Origin of the sequence: Micromonospora sp. NPDC002717 (assembly GCF_040295705.1) — a bacterium.
Lineage (GTDB): Bacteria > Actinomycetota > Actinomycetes > Mycobacteriales > Micromonosporaceae > Micromonospora.
Genome location: NZ_JBEOVW010000004.1, coordinates 77,122 through 94,697, shown reverse-complemented (window position 1 = coordinate 94,697; position 17,576 = coordinate 77,122). Strand labels below are relative to the sequence as shown.

Sequence of the window (17,576 nt, the reverse complement as noted above, 5' to 3'; positions counted from 1 at the left end):
CGTCGCCACCGTCCCCTCAGAGCCGACGTCGGCGCTGCCGTCCGCGCCGCGGCGGGCATCGTCAGCGCGACGTCGGTAGGGTCGTTCCGTGCATCGTCATCCCGCGTCCCTCGCCGGGCGCGCGCCAGAACGGACGACCCGTCCGTGACCGGCCCGCACGGCGACGACGCCGTGTCGTTGGCCCGCCAGTTACCCGTGTTCGGCGCGGTCGCCCGAGCCGCCCGCCGGGCGGTGCGTCGGCAGGCGGACGTGCCGAGGCTGGCCGAGGCGCAGGTCGAGGTCCTGCGGACCGTCGAGGCGAACCCGGGCGTCGGCATCCGGTCGGTGGCCGAGCGCCTCCAACTGGTGCCGAACACGGTGTCGACCATCGTCGGCGAGCTGGTCGGCGCGGGCCTGCTGGTCCGCGAGCGCGACGAGGCGGACCGCCGCGCCGCGCGGCTGCGGCTCACGCCGGCGGCCGTCGAGCGACTGGCGTCGTGGGGAGCCGCCCGGGAGGAGGTGCTGTCGGCCGCGCTGCTGCGCCTCGACGACGCCGACCGCCGGGCGATCGGGCAGGCCGTGCCGGCGGTCCGCCGACTGCTGGCCGTCCTGGAGGCAGCGGCCGGTCAGGACGCCAGCCGCAGGGGCACCACGACCGGGCAGTCGGTGGCCGGGTCGCGCAGCACGGCGGACTCGACCCCGTAGAGCCGCCGCACCAGCTCGGTGGTGACGATCGTGTCCGGCGCGCCCTCGGCGACGACCCGGCCCGCGCGCATGGCCACGAGGTGGTCGGCGTAGCGGCAGGCCGAGGTCAGGTCGTGGACCACGACCACGACCGTGCGACCGGCGGCGGCCAGCTCACGGAGCAGCTCGAAGACCTCGAGCTGGTGACCCAGGTCGAGCGCCGCGGTGGGTTCGTCGAGCAGCAGTACGGGGGTGTCCTGCGCGACCGCCATCGCGATCCAGGCCCGCTGCCGCTGCCCACCCGACAGGGTCTCCAGGGGCCGGTCGGCCAGGTCGGCGACGTTGGCGGCGGCGAGCGCCCGGTGCACGGCCTCCTGGTCCTGCGCGGACCACTGCCGCAGCAACCCCTGGTGCGGCTGCCGGCCGAAGCGCACGAGGTCGGTCACGGTGAGCCCGTCCGGGGCCTCGGCCGACTGCGGCAGCAGGCCGATCGCGCGGGCCGCCTCGCGGGCCGGCAGCTTCGCCAGTACGCGCCCGTCGAGCAGGACGGCGCCGCCCTTCGGCCGGTGCTGCCGGCTGAGCCCGCCGAGCAGCGTGCTCTTGCCGCAGCCGTTCGGCCCGACGACGGCGGTGAGGCGACCGGGCGGCAGGGTCAGCCGTACGGCGTCGACGACGACGGTGCGCTCGTACGCCAGGGTCAGGTCGTCGGCGTGCAGGACGGCGGGTGTGGTCACGGGACTCTCCGGGGGCGTGAGCTGAGCAGGAGCCAGATGAGGTAGGGGCCGCCGACGACGGCGGTGACGAGCCCGACCGGCACCTCGACCGGGGCGGCGACCGTGCGTCCGAGGGTGTCGGCGAGCAGCACCAGCGCGGCGCCGGCGAGGGCGCTGGCGAGGACGGGGACGCCGCGCGGGCCGCAGATGCGGCGTGCGGCCTCGGGGGCGACGAGCGCGACGAGGCCGAGGGGACCGCCGACGGCGACCGCCAGTCCCGCGCACGTCACGCAGACCGCCAGCGCGGCGAGCCGGACGACGCGGACCCGCACGCCGAGCCCGGCGGCCACCGCGTCCGGGAACCGCAGCGCCGCGAGTCGCCGGCCCACCAGCATCCCGGCCGGCAGGCACAGCAGGAGCCCGACGGCGAGCAGGGTGACCGGCACTGCGGGCCGGGCGTTCAGCGTGCCGACCGACCAGGGGAACGCGGCGTTGGCGGCGTCGATCGGCGCGCGGACGAGCATCAGGTTGGTCACCGCGCCGAGCACCGCACCCACGCCGAGTCCCACCACGACGAACCGGTAGCCGGAGGTGCCGGCGCCGCCGGCGAGCCCCAGGGCCAGCGCGGCCGCGGTGGCCGCGCCGACGAGCGCCATGCCCGAGGGCGCGTACGTGGTGGCGACGCCGACGACGGAGGCGACGGCGAACGCGGTGGCCCCGTCGTCGATGCCGACCGTGCCGGGGGTGGCGAGCCGGTTGCGCGCCAGGGTCTGCATGAGGCACCCGGAGGCGCCGAGCGCGGCACCGACCAGCAGGCCTGCGACCAGGCGTGGCAGCCGGAGCCGCTGCACGACGAGGACGTCGGCAGGGTCGCCGACGCCCGCGATGGCGGGCAGCGACCGCAGTGGACCCATGGACACCGTGCCGACCGCCAGGGCGGCGCCGACGGCGAGGGTGAGCAGCACGACGAGGACGGCGCAGCCGACCGTGGCGCGTACCGGCAGCAGCACGGACATCCGGCCGAGCCGCAGCAGGCGGGTGCCGCGCGGGGCACGCGGGCCGGCGGGGACGATGACCGGCGCGGCGGGGGAGGCGCTCACAGCGCGGGCACCCGTCGGGCGCGTACCACGGCGACGAGGACCGGGGCGCCGAGCAGCGCGGTGACCACGCCGAGCGGCATCTCGTATGGCCGCACGAGCAGCCGGGACAGCACGTCGGCGGCCAGTACGACGGCCGGCCCCAGCAGCAGCGACGGCACCAGCACGCGACGCAGGTCCGGCCCCACCAGCGCGCGGGCGGCGAAGGGCACCACCAGGCCGACGAACGCGATCGGGCCGGCGACGGCGGTGGCCGCGCCCACCAGCAGGGCCACGGCGACCACCGCGCCGAGCCGGACCCGCCGCGGGCGGTGGCCCAGCCCGGCGGCCACCTGCTCGCCGAGGGCGAGGGCGGCGAGCGGGCGGGCCACCAGGAGGACCAGCAGGCCACCGAGCAGCAGCGCGGGGACGACCGACGCCAGCACGCCGAGGTCCCGGCCGGCGACCGCGCCGACGGTCCAGAACCGGACCTCGTCGGCGCTGCGCTGGTCGACGAGCAGCAGCACGGAGGTGCAGGAGCCCAGCAGACCGCTCAACGCCGCCCCGGCGAGTACCAGCCGCACCGGGTCGTTGCCGACCCCGCGCAGCCGCGCCGCGCCGAGCGCGGCCAGGCACCCGAGCAGGGCGCCGAGCACGGCGACGTGCGGGCCGAGCGTCGCGACGCTGCCGCCGAACGCGATGACCAGCACGACGGCGGTGGACGCGCCGGCGCTGATGCCCAACAGGCCGGGCTCGGCGAGCGGGTTGCGCGCGGCGGCCTGGAGCACGGCGCCTGCCGTGCCCAACGCGGCTCCGACGACGACGGCGACGACCGTACGGTCCCAGCGTAGTTGCCACACCGCGAACGCCGCCTCGGCGTCACCCGCGCCCACGAGCACCCGCAGCGCCCGCCCGGGACCCACCTGACCACTGCCGAACAGCAGCGACGCGACGACGGCCAGCGCCAGTACGGCGAGCGGCACGACGATCCCCGCCACCCGAGGCCGGTGCGGGCCTGCTGTTTCCGCCTGCCGTGCCGGGGGACGGGGCACGGCCCGCCGGCGTTCCTGCACGACCACGTGCCCTCCGAGCTGTCTCGCGCCCCGCCGGGCGGATGTGGTTAGGTAAGGCATACCATACCTCCCTCACAGAGGTTTATTTCGAGCACCTTCGGAGCCATCCATGAGCACCTCGCGCACCGGCCTGTCCCGACGACGTCTCGCCGCCGGGCTCGCCGCCCTGCCGCTGATCCTGCTGACCGCCTGCGGCGGATCGTCCGACCTGACGCCCGCCTCGGCGGGCGGATCGCAGGCCGGAGCCACGGTGGAGACGGCGTTCGGCTCCGTCCAGGTACCGGCCGCGCCGAAGCGGGTCGTCGCGCTGGGCGACACGGCCCTGGACAGCGCGCTCGCGCTGGGCGTCGTGCCGGTCGGGACACTGTCGAGCCGGGGCGGCACGGGCGTGTCCGCCTACCTGGCCGACCGGGTCCCCGGCATCACCCTGGTCGGCACCGTGCGGGAGATCAACCTGGAGGCTGTCGTCGGGGCCAAGCCCGACCTCGTGCTGGCCGCGTCCAGCACGACCCAGGAACAGTACGACGCGCTCAAGGCGATCGCGCCGACCGTCGTCCCGAAGCCGCAGGCGTTCGGGAACTGGGAGAGCGAGACCCGCACCATCGCGACCGCCCTCGGCAGGCAGGCCGAGGGCGACAAGCTCCTCGCCGACATCGAGCAGCGCGCCAAGGACGTCGCGGCCAAGCGGACCGGCGCCGGCACCGCCGCCGTCGTCCGGTGGATGCCCACCGGCCCGCTCATCATGTCCTCGTCCCTGATGGCCGGACGGCTGGTCGAGCTGACCGGCGACACCCTGCCGGCGGCCGCCGACTTCACCGACAAGCCACACACCGACCCGCTCAGCCTGGAGAACCTCGGCCAGCTCGACGCCGACTTCATCTACGTCGCCACCCTCAACGCCGACGGCGAGAAGGCCCTCGCGGCGGCCAGGGCGCAGCCCGCGTTCGCCCGCCTCGAAGCCGCCCGCAACGACCGGGTCGCGGCCGTCGACGGCAGCGTGTGGAGCAGCGGGGCCGGGCCCATCGCCGCCGGCAAGGTGCTCGACGACATCGAGCGGCTCCGCGCCGCCGCCTGATCCCTCTCGGACGGATCCGCAGCGCCGGACGGATCCGCGGCGCCGTACGGCACCGCCCGCCGGGGTGGACGGATGACGCTCCACCCCGGTCGGTCGCCCGCCCGCCGCCGTCCAGGTGGGACGCGGCGCGACTCCGACGGGCGGGTGCCGCCGTCGACGCCCGCCCGGGCCAGGGGGCGGCCACGCCCCGTCCCCGCCGGCGCGTCGCACCGGCGTGTCGCCGGGCCCCCTGGGCACAATCGCCTCATGGAGAAGCCCCGGACGGTGTCGGCCGACGAGTGGCAGCAGGCCCGTGACGACCTGCTGAAGGCCGAGAAGGAGCTGACCCGCGCGCAGGACGCGCTCGCCGCCCGGCGTCGCCGCCTCCCGATGGTCAGGTTCGACAGCGGCTACCGCTTCGACACGCCCACCGGCCCGGCCACCCTGCTCGACCTGTTCGAGGGCCGGGGCCAGCTCGTGGTCTACCAGTTCATGGACAACGGCCCCGACCACCACTGCCCCGGCTGCACCTGGTTCACCGACAGCGTCCCCGTGACCGGGCTGGCGCGGCTGGCGGAGCGGGGGATCAGCTGGGCGACCGTGTCGGACATGCCGCTGGCGCAGATCGAGGCGTACAAGGCGCGTCGCGGCTGGACCCTGCCGTTCGTGTCGTCGCGCGGCACGTCGTTCGCGGCGGACTGCGGGGCGCAGCGCGGCTTCATGCTCAGCGTCTTCCTGCGCGACGGCGCAGACGTCTACCGGACGTACAACACGACGGCGCGCGGCGTCGACCGGCTCGTCTTCGTCAACAGCATCCTCGACCTCACCCCGTACGGCCGGCAGGAGGACTGGGAGGACTCCCCGCCCGGCTGGCCGCAGCAGCCCACCTACGGCTGACGGCTCGGGCCGGCGCCGCACCTGGACGGCGCGACGGTGAGCCGACGCCACCGCGTACCACCAGTCGGTGGTCACATGATCGCGATTCCTGGCAGTGTTGGGGAATGGCCGCGCTGCTCCGTTCACGTCTGACCGACTGGACCGTCTCCGTACCGCTGCTCGCGGTCGTGGCGTTGATCCTCACCTGGGGACGCGACCTACCCGGTCCGGTCGTGGTCGTGGTGGCCGCGTTCCTGGCCGGAGCGGTGCTGGCTGCCGTCCACCACGCCGAGGTGGTCGCGCACCGGGTGGGGGAGCCGTACGGCTCGCTGCTCCTCGCCGTGGCCGTCACCGTCATCGAGGTCGCGCTGATCGTCACCCTCATGATCAGCGGCGGCGAGAAGACGCAGTCCCTCGCGCGGGACACCGTCTTCGCCGCCGTCATGATCACGTGCAACGGCATCCTCGGGTTGTCGCTGCTGATCGGCGCGCTGCGCCGCAAAGTGGCGGTGTTCAACTCCGAGGGCACCGGTGGCGCGCTGGCCACCGTGACCACCCTCGCCGCCCTGAGCCTCGTGGTGCCGACCTTCACCACCAGCCGGCCGGGTCCGCAGTTCAGCCCCGCCCAGCTGGCCTTCGCCGCCGTGGCGTCGCTCGCGCTCTACGGCCTGTTCGTGATGGTGCAGACCGGCCGCCACCGCGACTACTTCCTGCCGGTCACCGCCGAGGGGCGGGTGGTGGACGCCGATGGGCACGCCGCGCCCCCGTCGAACCGGGCCGCACTGCTCAGCCTCGGCCTGCTGCTGGTGGCGCTGGTCGCCGTGGTCGGCGACGCCAAGACGGTGTCCCCGGCGATCGAGTCCGCCGTCGCCGGGGCGAACCTGCCGCAGTCCTTCGTCGGCGTGGTCATCGCGCTGCTGGTGCTGCTGCCCGAGACGATCGCCGCCGCCCGGGCGGCCCGCCGCGACCGGGTGCAGATCAGCCTGAACCTGGCGCTGGGCTCGGCCATGGCCAGCATCGGGCTGACCATCCCGGCGATAGCGCTGGCCTCGATCTGGCTGGAAGGGCCGCTGCTGCTCGGCCTCGGTGGCACGCAGCTGACCCTGCTCGCCCTCACCGTCGTCACGGGCGTGCTGACCGTGGTGCCGGGGCGGGCCACCGTGCTCCAGGGCGGCGTGCACCTGGTGCTGCTCGCCGCGTTCGTGTTCCTCGCCGCCAGCCCCTGACCACCCGACCGGGCGGTGGGCTCAAGCGCCGCGCGCCGGGGATCCGGCCCCGTCCCGCCGGCCGGACCCGCGCACCGCCGCCGCCCCGACCGGCGTCGTTGACTGCGGCCGGGCATGACCCGCAAACCGCCGGGGTACTGCACACGGCATCGCCGACGCCGGGGAGGGCCCAGTGACGACGCGCGTGGGACGCCGGCCGCCGAGCGTGCTCGCCGGCCTCGCGGTGGCTCTCGTCGTGGCGGCCGGGTGCGTGGTCGGCGGGACGTCCGAACCCGCGGGGCAGGAGCCCGGCGGCGCGGCCTCGCCCGGCGCCGCGCAGACCCGCGCCGACGGCACCACCAGCGTCGAGGAGTTCCAGCGGGACGTCACCGACGCGCGGCGCATCGCCGAGCGGTACTGGGCCGACCGGTTCCGCGGCTCGGGGGAGCGGTTCCGCCCGATCCGGCGAGTCGTCCCGTACCAGCGCGACGGCGAGGTGTCCTGCGGCGGGCAGGGCCTACCGCGCAACAACGCGGTCTACTGCTCGGCCGGCGACTTCATCGCCTACGACGTGACCTGGTCCGTCGGGGCGTTCCGCCTGGTCGGTGACGCGTTCGTGTTCTACCTGCTCGGCCACGAGTACGCCCACGGCGTCCAGACCCGGCTCGGCATCCAGTACCGCTTCACCATCGAGCAGGAACTCCAGGCCGACTGCATGGCCGGGGCGTACCTGGGCGACTCGGTGCGCTCGGGGGTGCTGGAACTCGACGACGGCGACCTGGAGGAGTTCCGCGAGGGGCTGCTCGCCGTCGGCGACGACCCCGGTCAGCCGTGGTTCGCCGAGGGCTCGCACGGCACCGCCGAGCAGCGCACCGAGGCCTTCTTCCGCGGCTACGAGCAGTCCCTGGGCGCCTGCGGCCTCGGCTGAGCGGCACCCGCGGCTCGCCTGGCACCGGGCGACGGCGTCCGGCGTCGTCCGGTCTCGCCGCCGCCCGCAACCCGTCGGCCAGGTCACGCCGGCGGCACCTGGGCGCGCCGGCGGCGTCCCGGCTGAGAGGATCCCCGGGGTACGCCACCCGAGGGAGGATGTCCTGAGCAGCCACCACCCCGCCGCCGTGCTCTTCGACATGGACGGCACCCTGGTCGACAGCGAGAAGCTGTGGGACGTCGCGCTGCGCGAGCTGGCGGCCGAGTACGGCGCCACCCTCTCCGAGGCGGCCCGCAAGGCGATGGTCGGCACCAGCATGGCCGCGTCGATGCGCATCCTGCACGACGACCTGGGCCAGCCGCACCGCGACCCCGACATCAGCGCGGCGTGGATCAACGCCCGGATCCTGGAGCTGTTCCGCACCGGACTGCGCTGGCGTCCCGGCGCGCTGACGCTGCTGCGGGCGGTCCGCGCGGCGGGCATCCCGACGGCGCTGGTGACCTCCAGCGTCCGGCCCCTGGTGGAGGTCGCGCTGGACACCCTCGGGCGGGACAGCTTCGACGCGGTGGTCTGCGGCGACGAGGTCGACGCGGCCAAGCCGCACCCGGAGCCGTACCTGACCGCCGCCCGGCTGCTCGACGTGCCGATCGCCCGCTGCGTGGCGATCGAGGACTCGCCGACCGGGGTGGCCAGCGCGCTCGCCGCCGGCGCGGCGGTGCTGGCCGTGCCGGCGGAGGTGCCGATCGGGCCGCTGGACGGCGTACACCAGTTGGAGAGCCTGACCGGCGCGGACCTGGAGCTGCTGGCGGCCCTGCTCGGCGCGCCGCCGGCCGGCGTCTGACGCGACGAGGGGCCCCGCCGGTCGGCGGGGCCCCTCGTCGTGCCTGGTGGGTCAGTCGTGGGCGATGGCGCCCAGGACGTTGATCCGGGCGGCCCGGACCGCCGGCAGCACCGCGGCGATGACCCCGATGATCGCGGCCAGGCCGAGGAAGACCCCCATCTGGGACCAGGGCAGCACCAGGTCCGTGATCCCCTCGTCCCGCAGCGCCTCGACCACGGCCGCGCCGAGACCGGTGCCGACGGCGACGCCGAGCAGCGCGCCGAAGACCGAGATCACCACCGCCTCGACGGTGACCATCCGCATGGTCTGTGCCCGGCGCAGGCCGATGGCCCGCAGCAGTCCCAGCTCCCGGGTGCGCTCCAGCACCGACAGCGCCAGGGTGTTGATGATGCCGAGCACGGCGATCACGATGGCCAGCGCCAGCAGGATCTGGATCATCGTGAGCAGGCCGTCGAGCTGGCCGGTCTGCTGGTCGATGAACGCCTCCCGGTCGGCCACCGACACCTCGGGGGAGTCGGCCAGCAACGCCTCGATCTGCGGCTGCACGTCGGCGACCCGGGTGCCCGGGGCCAACTGGATGAAGCCCTGGATCGGCTGCGGGATGGTGAAGTCGCGCGCCGCCTGCGGCGGCAGCACCACCGGGTTCGTCAGCTGCGAGCTGGCGTAGATGCCGGTCACCGTGTAGGTCCGCGCCTCGCCCCGGGACAGCTGCACCGGCACCTGCGACCCGACGGAGAGCCCGCGCGACTTCGCGGTGTCCGAGCTGACCAGCATGCCGTCCGGCGCGAGCCGGTCGATGTCGCCGGCGGTGGCCTCGGCACCGAAGACCTGCCGCAGCGCGGCGACGTCGCTGCTCGCCGCCACCCAGGTGCGTTCGCCGCCGACCACGGCCATGTCGCCGTACTCGCCGTCGGCCAGGCGCACCCCGGGGATCGCCGCGGCCTTCTCCAGCACCGCCGGGTCGAAGCTCGGCGGCCGGGGGCCGCTCTGCGCCCCGGAGATCACCAGCTCCGCCTTGAGGGTGTCCTGCGCGAGCGCGCCGATGCTGCTCTTCGCCGAGTCCAGGATCACCGTCACGCCGGTGACCAGGGCGATGCCCACCATCAGCGCCGCGGCGGTGATGGCGGTGCGGCGCGGGTTGCGGCCGGAATTGAGTCGACCCAGCTTGCCCGGCACGGACCAGGCGAAGATCGCGCCGAGCAGGCTCACCACCGGGCGGCTGATCAGCGGGGTCAGCAGCGCCACGCCGATGAAGGCGAACAGCACGCCGCCGAGGATGGTGGCCAGGGTGTTGCCTCCGGCGTTGCCGGTGAGTCCCAGGGCCAGCAGCCCGGCGCCGACGGCGGTGACGATCGCGCCGGCCACGGTGACCTTGGTCAGCGGGCGGTCCGGGTTGGCCACGTCCTGCATCGCCGCGATCGGCGGGATCCGGGACGCCCGCAGGGCCGGCAGCAGCGCCGCCACCACGGTGATCACCAGACCGACGGCGAACGCGCCGATCACCGCGGACAGCGGCACGCCGACCCCGGCCAGGGTCAGCCCGCCGGCGAAGGTGCTGAACAGGAACGCCAGCAGCGCGCCGATGCCGATGCCGGCGCCGAGGCCGAGCACCGAGGCGATCAGCCCCACCGCGATGGCCTCCAGCACCACCGACCCGATGATCTGCCGGCCGCTGGCCCCGATGGCACGCATCAGCGCCAGCTCGCGGGTGCGCTGGGCCACGATGATCGAGAAGGTGTTGAGGATCAGGAAGGTGCCCACCAGCAGCGCCACCGCGGCGAAGCCGAGCAGGATCCGGTTGAAGAAGGACAGCGCCTCCTTCATGCTGGCCGCCGCCTCCTCGGAGAGCTGCTCGCCGGTCTTGACCTCGTAGTCGGCGCCCACCGCGGCGGCCACGGCGTCGCGCAGCGCCTCGTCGGACGTCCCGCCGGCGGCGGTGACCGTGATGCTGCTGAAGGTGTCCGGTGCGCCGAGCATCAGCCGCTGCGCGACGGGCGTGGTGAACATGATCTCGTTGGCGCCGCCGATGGAGTCCCGGCCGCCGCTGTAGCCGAAGACGCCGACGATGGTGAACTCCTGCTTCGGCTGGAGGGTCAGCACGCCGACCCGGTCACCGACCTTCACCTTGCCGGCCGTGGCCAGCGCCTTGTTGACCACGATCTCGTCGTCGGCCTGCGGCGGCCGTCCCTCGCGCAGTTGCACCAGGTCGTTCTCGCCGGTCCAGTTCTCGCCCAACTGCGGCGGACCGAACGACGTGACCACCTTGCCGTTGCTGCCGATCAGCCGTGCCCCGTCGACGCCGACGACGCCGCTCGCCTCGGCCACGCCGGGCACCGCCCGGACCTTGTCCAGGGTGGCCGCCGGCAACGGCTGGGCCGCCTGCATGCCCTCGGCCTCGGCGACGTCGATCTTCGGCTTGGCGGCGACGTTGACGTCCACCCCCTCGTACGCGTCGGCGAAGATCGCGTCGAACGAGCGGCCGAGCGTGTCGGTGAGCACGAACGCGCCGGAGACGAACATGACGCCCAGCACCACGGCCAGGCCGGAGAGGATCAGCCGGACCTTGCGGGCCAGCAGGCTCTTCAGAGTCGCCCGGAACATCAGCGGGCCACCTCGGTGGGGGTGTCCAGCTTCTTCATCGTGTCGAGCACGGTGTCGGCGGTCGGCTCGATCAGCTCGGAGACGATCTGCCCGTCGGCGAGGAAGACCACCCGGTCGGCGTACGCGGCGGCGGTCGGGTCGTGGGTGACCATGACGATCGTCTGCCCGTGCTCGCGTACGGAGTTGCGCAGGAAGTTGAGCACCTCCGCGCCGGAGCGGGAGTCGAGGTTGCCCGTCGGCTCGTCGGCGAAGATCACCTCGGGGCGGGAGACCAGCGCGCGGGCGCAGGCCACGCGCTGCTGCTGCCCACCGGAGAGCTGCGCCGGGCGGTGGCCCAGCCGGTCCTGCAGCCCCACCGTGGCGATGACCGTGTCGTACCACGCCGGGTCGGGCTTGCGCCCGGCGATCGACAGCGGCAGCAGGATGTTCTCCTTCGCCGTCAGGGTCGGCAGCAGGTTGAACTGCTGGAAGATGAAGCCGACCTTGTCCCGGCGCAGCTTGGTCAGGCCCGCGTCGCCCAGGCCCGTGACGGTGGTGTCGCCGATCGACACGGTGCCACGGGTGACCGAGTCGAGGCCGGCGAGGCAGTGCATCAGCGTCGACTTGCCCGAGCCCGACGGGCCCATGATCGCCGTGAACCGGCCCCGCTCGAATTCCGCGCTGACCCCCCGCAGCGCGATGACCTGCGCCTCGCCGCTGCCGTACACCTTCCACACATCGTTCGCCCGGGCCGCGGCCTGCGCCTGCTGGCCTACCGTCGCGGTCACGTCATCTACCTCTTCCGTCTGATTTTGATCCGCGCCGCCCCAGCTGGTCCGGCGCGGCAGTTTCATCATCGGTGCTCGTCGGCGCCGATCCGTCCGACTCCGGGCGGAGCCGGTGCCTATTTCGCGGTGCGGGTGCCCCCGACCCTGGCTCAGGGTTGCCCCTGACCCGGCGCCCGGTCGAGCGTGTTTCCCGCCCGTCGGGGACCGATCCTGCACAGTGACGCCACGTCAGGGTCAACCGCGCCGCGCCATCTCCGGTCACGGTAGGTGACGACGGCAACGGCCCCCTCCCGGCCGCGGGGAATCTTCGGGGTACGCCTGCGGAAACAGCCAGGGCGGGCGCCACTACGCTCGGGGGCGCACCAGACCCGACTCGTACGCCAGCACCACGGCCTGCACCCGGTCGCGCAGCCCCAGCTTGGTGAGCACGTGCCCCACGTGGGTCTTGATGGTGGTCTCGCTGACCGTCAGCGCACGGGCGATCTCGGCGTTGGACAGCCCCCGGGCCACCTGCACCAGCACCTCGCGTTCCCGCTCCGTCAGCGCGCCGAGGCCCTTGGGCGGGGCCGCCGCCGGGTCCGGCAGCACGTCGGCGAAGCGGTCCAGCAGCCGCTTGAGGATCCGGGGCGCCACCACCGCGTCCCCGGCCGCCACCGTGCGGATCGCGGTGACCAGGTCCTCCGCCGGCACGTCCTTGGCCAGGAAGCCACTCGCCCCGGCCCGCAGCGCCCCCACCACGTACTCGTCCAGGTCGAAGGTGGTCAGGATCAGCACCCGCACCGGCAGCCGGGCGTCGACGATCGCCCGGGTCGCCGCGACCCCGTCCATCCGCGGCATCCGGATGTCCATCAGCACCACGTCGGGCAGCAGCCGGCGCGACAGGTCCACCGCCTCGACGCCGTCCGCGGCCTCGGCCACGATGTCCAGGTCGTCCTCCGTGCCGAGCACCATCCGGAAGCCGGTACGCAGCAACGGCTGGTCGTCGGCGAGCAGGATGCGCACCGGCCGCGCCGGCACCGTCGCCTCGGTCACCTGATCCCCCGTCCCTGATCCCCGGTCACGCCGTCCCCCCGTCCCGCGGCCCGGCCGCAATTCTCCCGTACGCCCCCGAGCCGGTCATGCCGCCACCGCGCCACGGCCTTCCACCGGGATCCGCGCGGAAACCCGGAAGCCGCCGCCGGGGCGTGCCCCGGTGCGTAGGACCCCACCGTAGAGGGCGACCCGTTCGCGCATCCCGACCAGGCCGTGCCCGATCCGGTCGCCACCCGGCCCCGGGCCGCGCCCGGTGTCGGCCACCTCGACGCCGACCGCACCCTCGTCGAAGGTCAGCCGCACCTCCGCCGTGGCCGCGCCGGCGTGCTTGAGCGCGTTGGTCAGCGCCTCCTGGGCGATCCGGTAGAGGGTCAGGGCCACCCCCTCCTCCAGCGCCCCCGGGGTGCCCTCGACCCGCAGCGTCACCGGCAGGCCGGCCTCGCGCACCTGGTCGACCAGGGCCTCGATGCCGGCGAGCCCCGGCTGCGGGGCCAGGTCGGCGGCCGGCTCGGCGTCGGTACGCAGCACGTCCAGCAGCCGGCGCAGCTCCCGCAGGGTGGCCCGGCTGGTCGCCTCGATGGTGGCGATCGCCTCGTCGGCCGCGTCCGGGTTCTTCGGCAGCACCCGGCGGGCGCCGGTGGCCAGCACCCCCATCACGCTGACGTGGTGCGCGACGACGTCGTGCAGCTCCCGGGCGATGCGGCGGCGCTCGTCGGCGACCGCCTGCTCGGCGAGTGAACGCTGGTTCTCCTCGGCGGCCCGGGCCCGCTCCCGCAGCGCCTCCGTGGCGGCCCGGCGCCCGTGCACGGCCCGGCCCACCGAGTACGACACCGCCCCGATCAGCAGGGTGTTCAACGCCAGGTACGCGGAGCTGACGCCCTCCACCACCCCGGCGGGCGGGGCGACGGTGTTCACCACCGCGACCGGCAGCCAGAGCGCCAGCGTCGCCGTGACCGCCGTCCGGAGCGGCCGGGTGGCGGCCACCGTGTAGGTGAGCACCATGAAGGTCAGGCCCTGCGCGGTCGGCGCGAAGCCGTGCAGGAGGGGCAACGCCAGCGTCGCCACGGCCGCGGCGACGGCGGGCCACGGCGCGACCCGGCGCAGGGCCACCGGCGCGGCGCAGACCGGGCTCCAGGCCAGCGCCGCCAGCAGGTGCGGCGGCCAGTACTCGCGGGGGGTGAGGCTGGTGAGCACCACCTCCGTCGCGACGAGCCCGACGGCGAGGAGAGCGTCCGCGGCGAGCGGGTGCTGGCGCAGCCACGCCTTCGGGCCCGAAGTCATACCGCGACGCTAGCCGCCGCCACGCCGGATTGATCGTCGCCGACGGTGAGCCCGGCCTCATCCCTGAGGAGGAGACTGCCTCCACCGCGCCAGGGCCCGACCGCCGGCTCCCCGGGCCGGGCATCCGGGCGGCTCGTTGGCCCTCGCGCCGGCCGGCTCCCCGGGCCGTTCGCCCGGTGGTTCGCCGGCCCGCGCGTCCGGTCGCTCACCGGTCCGTGTGGTCGCTGCGCCACCGGTCGACCGTGGGCATCCCGTTGACGACGTGGGGCCGCGGTCGCGCGCGCGGCGGCGTCACTCGTCGGCGCCGGGGGCCGCCGGGCGGGACCGGGCGTCGCGCAGCGGATCCGTCGCCACCTGCGCCGGGAACGGCGGCGGGGTGCCGCCGAAGCTCGGGCAGAGGGCCTGATGGCTGCACCAGTCGCAGAGCCGGCTCGGCCGGGGACGGAAGTCCTGGCGGGCGGTCGCCTGCTCGATCGCCTGCCACAGGGCCACCACCGTGCGCTCGAAGCGGAGCAGCTCCTCGGCGTCCGGGGCGTAGTCGCAGACCTCCGCGTCCTTGAGGTAGAGCAGCCGCAGCACCCGGGGGACCACGCCCCGGGTGCGCCACAGCACCAGCGCGTAGAACTTGAGCTGGAACAGCGCCCGCGCCTCGAACGCCTCCCGCGGCGCGCCGCCGGTCTTGTAGTCGACCACCCGCAGCGCGCCGTCCGGCGCCACGTCGAGCCGGTCGAGATAGCCCCGGATCAGCAGCTCCTCGTCGACCACCGCCGAGATCAGGCTCTCCCGCTCGGCCGGCTCCAGCCGGCGCGGGTCCTCCACCGCGAAGTAGCCCTCCAGCAGCGCGGCGGCCGAGCGGAGGAACTCGGCCGCGGCCGGGGTGTCGCCGTCGGCGAACAGCCCCGCCAGCTCCGGCTGCTCGGTGACCAGCCGGTCCCACTGCGGGGCCACCAGGTCGCCCGCCGCCGTCGGGGTGCGCCCGCCGGCGGGCAGGTCGAACAGCCGCTCCAGCACGGCGTGCACGAGCGTGCCCCGGGCCTGCTCGACGGTCGGCCGCTCCGGCAGCCGGTCGATGCTGCGGAACCGGTAGAGCAGCGGGCAGGTCTTGAAATCCGCCGCCCGCGACGGCGACAACGAGGCCCGCACCGTCGCCGGTATCTCGGCCGGGGTCGCGGGCTGCTGCGTGGTCACCGGTTCCGCCGTCATGCCCGGAAGGTTAGGGCACCGGTGTGACACCTCCGCCGTCGCCGCTCCGGTGCATGATCTCTCGCCGCGTAGCATCGGTCCGATGGAGCAGACGAGGCAACCGCGGCGCCGGCCCGACCCGCGGCCCGGCCTGACCGTGGGCCGGGTCTTCGGGGTGCCGCTGCACCTCAACGGCTCGATGGTGCTGCTCACCCTGCTGGTGACCGTGCTGTACGCGGAGTTCGCCCGCCGCCAGCTCGACCTGTCCCAGCTCGCCGGCTACCTGATCGGCTTCGGCTTCGTGGTCTCCCTGCTCGGCTCGGTGCTCCTGCACGAGCTCGGCCACGCCCTGACCGCCCGCCGGTACGGCATCGGTGTGCGCGGCATCACCCTGGAGCTGCTCGGCGGCTACACCGAGATGGACCGCGACGCCCCGTCTCCCCGCGTCGACCTGCTGGTGTCGCTCGCCGGTCCCGCCGTCTCCGCCGTGCTCGGCGCGGTCGCCGTCGCCGCCACCCTCGCCCTGCCCGACCGCACCCTGGCCAACCAGCTCGCGTTCCAGCTGGCGGTGAGCAACGTCATCGTCGCGCTGTTCAACATCCTGCCGGGGCTGCCGCTCGACGGCGGCCGGGCGCTGCGGGCGGCGGTCTGGGCGGTGACCCACGACCGGCACCGGGGCACCGAGGTCGCCGGGTGGGTGGGGCGCGCCGTCGCCGTCGGCACCGTCGCGCTGGTCACCCTGTTCACCCTCACCGGCGACCTGGCGCCGCTGGCGCTGCCGCTGATGCTGCTCGTCGCGTTCACCCTCTGGCGCGGCGCCGGACAGTCGATCCGGATGGCGCGGATCAGCCGCCGCTTCCCGCTGATCGACCTGTCCCGGCTGTCCCGGCCGGTGCTCGCCGTGCCCACCGGCACGCCGCTGGCCGAGGCGCAGCGCCGGGCCGCCGGCGCCACGCCGGGCGCCGCGCTCCTGGTCACCGACTCCGCCGGCCGACCGGTCGCCCTGGTCGACCCCACCGCGGCGGAGGCCGTTCCGGCGGAACGCCGCCCCTGGCTGGCCGTCGACGCGGTCGCCCGGTCCCTGGCCGACCTGCCCGCCATGCCGGTCGGGCTCGACGGGGAGCGGGTGATGGAGGCGGTACAGACCCACCCGGGCGCGCAGTACCTGGTGACCTCAGGCGAAGATGTCGTCGGCATCCTGCACATCGCGGATCTGGCTCAGCTCCTCGAACCTCAACGGAAGATGAACACGTGACCGCAACTCCCCCCGCCGCCCCGGCCGACCCGGGCACCCCGGTGCCCGCCGACACCCGGGCGCTGCCCCCCGTGCACCGCGGGCCGTTCCGGCCCGGCGACCGGGTGCAGCTGACCGACCCCAAGGGGCGGATGCACACGGTCACCCTGGAGCCGGGCAAGGCGTTCCACACCCACCGGGGCATCCTGGAGCACGACACCCTGATCGGCCTGCCCGACGGCAGCGTCGTCACCACCTCCGGCGGCGGCACCGCGTTCCTGGCCCTGCGCCCGCTGCTGTCGGACTACGTGCTCTCCATGCCGCGCGGCGCGCAGGTGATCTACCCGAAGGACTCCGCCCAGATCGTCGCCATGGGCGACATCTTCCCGGGCGCCAAGGTCCTGGAGGCCGGGGCCGGCTCCGGAGCGCTGTCCTGCTCGCTGCTGCGCGCCGTCGGCACCGAGGGCGAGCTGCACTCGTTCGAGGTGCGCGACGACTTCGCCCAAATCGCCAAGCGCAACGTCGAGGCGTTCTTCAACGGGCCGCACCCGGCGTGGCACCTGCACGTCGGCGACGTCGCCACCTGCACCGAGACGGGCTTCGACCGGATCATCCTCGACATGCTCACCCCGTGGGAGACCCTCGACATGGTCGAGCGGGCCCTGGTGCCCGGCGGCGTGTTCATCGGTTACGTCGCCACCACCCCGCAGCTGTCCGAGCTGGTCGAGGCGCTGCGCGAGCGCGGCGGCTGGACCGAGCCGCGCGCCTGGGAGTCGCTGGTGCGCGACTGGCACGCCGAAGGGCTGGCGGTCCGCCCGGACCACCGCATGATCGCGCACACCGCGTTCCTGGTGTCCGCGCGTAAGCTCGCTCCGGGCGTCACCGCGCCGCCGCGGCGCCGCAAGCCCAGCAAGGGCGCCGAGGCGTACGCCGAACGCCGGCAGGCGCTGCGCGAGGCGGAGGCGGCCCGGCAGGCCGCAGCCGCGCGGGCCGCCGCGGCGGAGCCGGCAGCGGCCGGGGACACGACGCAGCCGTGACCGTGGGACGGGG

Annotated in this window: 16 protein-coding genes; 8 read left to right on the top strand and 8 right to left on the bottom strand. The window is 74.9% G+C overall.

Annotation, left to right across the window (positions count from 1 at the left end; all coding sequences use genetic code 11):
• Positions 1-144: 144 nt before the first annotated feature.
• A complete protein-coding gene (locus tag ABT006_RS08580; protein WP_350704307.1) occupies positions 145-684 on the top strand; it encodes a MarR family winged helix-turn-helix transcriptional regulator in 540 nt (179 codons plus the stop codon).
• Here ABT006_RS08580 and ABT006_RS08575 read toward each other — a convergent pair.
• Genes ABT006_RS08575 through ABT006_RS08565 form a run of 3 tightly spaced genes read right to left on the bottom strand, consistent with a single transcriptional unit; the run spans position 606 to position 3,450 of the window.
• Entirely contained in the window at positions 606-1,397 is a 792-nt protein-coding gene (locus ABT006_RS08575) for an ABC transporter ATP-binding protein (RefSeq protein WP_350704305.1), read from the bottom strand. The two genes, ABT006_RS08580 and ABT006_RS08575, sit on opposite strands and share 79 nt — an antisense overlap.
• Positions 1,394-2,476, bottom strand: coding sequence for a FecCD family ABC transporter permease (locus tag ABT006_RS08570; protein WP_350704303.1), 1,083 nt, complete (start codon positions 2,474-2,476; stop codon positions 1,394-1,396). The genes ABT006_RS08575 and ABT006_RS08570 overlap by 4 nt, the downstream gene beginning before the upstream one ends.
• Positions 2,473-3,450: a FecCD family ABC transporter permease gene (locus ABT006_RS08565; RefSeq protein ID WP_350704301.1), complete on the bottom strand. Its 978-nt coding sequence runs from the start codon at positions 3,448-3,450 to the stop codon at positions 2,473-2,475. Before ABT006_RS08565 ends, ABT006_RS08570 begins: the two co-directional genes overlap by 4 nt.
• Before the next feature lie 184 nt (positions 3,451-3,634).
• On the opposite strand from ABT006_RS08565, the gene ABT006_RS08560 reads away from it, so the two are divergent.
• The 5 genes from ABT006_RS08560 (at position 3,635) to ABT006_RS08540 (ending at position 8,429) form a co-directional block, all read left to right on the top strand.
• Positions 3,635-4,600 (top strand): ABC transporter substrate-binding protein, encoded by a 966-nt coding sequence (locus tag ABT006_RS08560; protein ID WP_350704299.1) that lies wholly within the window; start codon positions 3,635-3,637, stop codon positions 4,598-4,600.
• Between the two features lie 246 nt (positions 4,601-4,846).
• Positions 4,847-5,476, top strand: coding sequence for a DUF899 domain-containing protein (locus ABT006_RS08555; RefSeq protein WP_350704297.1), 630 nt, complete (start codon positions 4,847-4,849; stop codon positions 5,474-5,476).
• Positions 5,477-5,580: 104 nt separating this feature from the next.
• Positions 5,581-6,681, top strand: coding sequence for a calcium:cation antiporter (locus ABT006_RS08550; protein WP_350704295.1), 1,101 nt, complete (start codon positions 5,581-5,583; stop codon positions 6,679-6,681).
• A 148-nt stretch (positions 6,682-6,829) separates the two neighbouring features.
• Positions 6,830-7,588, top strand: a complete 759-nt coding sequence (locus tag ABT006_RS08545) for a neutral zinc metallopeptidase (RefSeq protein WP_350704633.1) — start codon at positions 6,830-6,832, stop codon at positions 7,586-7,588.
• Positions 7,589-7,775: 187 nt separating this feature from the next.
• On the top strand, positions 7,776-8,429 hold the full coding sequence (locus tag ABT006_RS08540) for an HAD family hydrolase (RefSeq protein ID WP_350704294.1): 654 nt from the start codon (positions 7,776-7,778) through the stop codon (positions 8,427-8,429).
• Positions 8,430-8,480: 51 nt separating this feature from the next.
• Here ABT006_RS08540 and ABT006_RS08535 read toward each other — a convergent pair whose 3' ends face one another.
• The 5 genes from ABT006_RS08535 to ABT006_RS08515 all read right to left on the bottom strand — a co-directional run bounded on the left by ABT006_RS08535 (position 8,481) and on the right by ABT006_RS08515 (position 15,313).
• Positions 8,481-11,030, bottom strand: a complete 2,550-nt coding sequence (locus ABT006_RS08535) for an ABC transporter permease (protein WP_350704292.1) — start codon at positions 11,028-11,030, stop codon at positions 8,481-8,483.
• Positions 11,030-11,797 (bottom strand): ABC transporter ATP-binding protein, encoded by a 768-nt coding sequence (locus tag ABT006_RS08530; protein ID WP_350704290.1) that lies wholly within the window; start codon positions 11,795-11,797, stop codon positions 11,030-11,032. Before ABT006_RS08530 ends, ABT006_RS08535 begins: the two co-directional genes overlap by 1 nt.
• Before the next feature lie 345 nt (positions 11,798-12,142).
• Positions 12,143-12,829, bottom strand: coding sequence for a response regulator (locus ABT006_RS08525; RefSeq protein WP_350704288.1), 687 nt, complete (start codon positions 12,827-12,829; stop codon positions 12,143-12,145).
• A gap of 84 nt (positions 12,830-12,913) precedes the next feature.
• The gene (locus ABT006_RS08520) at positions 12,914-14,110 is read right to left on the bottom strand and encodes a sensor histidine kinase (protein ID WP_350704286.1); all 1,197 of its coding nucleotides are present in this window, start codon (positions 14,108-14,110) and stop codon (positions 12,914-12,916) included.
• A gap of 291 nt (positions 14,111-14,401) precedes the next feature.
• Positions 14,402-15,313, bottom strand: coding sequence for a RecB family exonuclease (locus ABT006_RS08515; RefSeq protein WP_350704284.1), 912 nt, complete (start codon positions 15,311-15,313; stop codon positions 14,402-14,404).
• Positions 15,314-15,395: 82 nt separating this feature from the next.
• Between ABT006_RS08515 and ABT006_RS08510 the strand changes: the two genes are divergently transcribed.
• Positions 15,396-16,547, top strand: coding sequence for a M50 family metallopeptidase (locus ABT006_RS08510; protein ID WP_350704282.1), 1,152 nt, complete (start codon positions 15,396-15,398; stop codon positions 16,545-16,547).
• A complete protein-coding gene (locus ABT006_RS08505; protein WP_466023562.1) occupies positions 16,544-17,563 on the top strand; it encodes a tRNA (adenine-N1)-methyltransferase in 1,020 nt (339 codons plus the stop codon). The genes ABT006_RS08510 and ABT006_RS08505 overlap by 4 nt, the downstream gene beginning before the upstream one ends.
• The last annotated feature ends 13 nt before the right edge of the window (positions 17,564-17,576 follow it).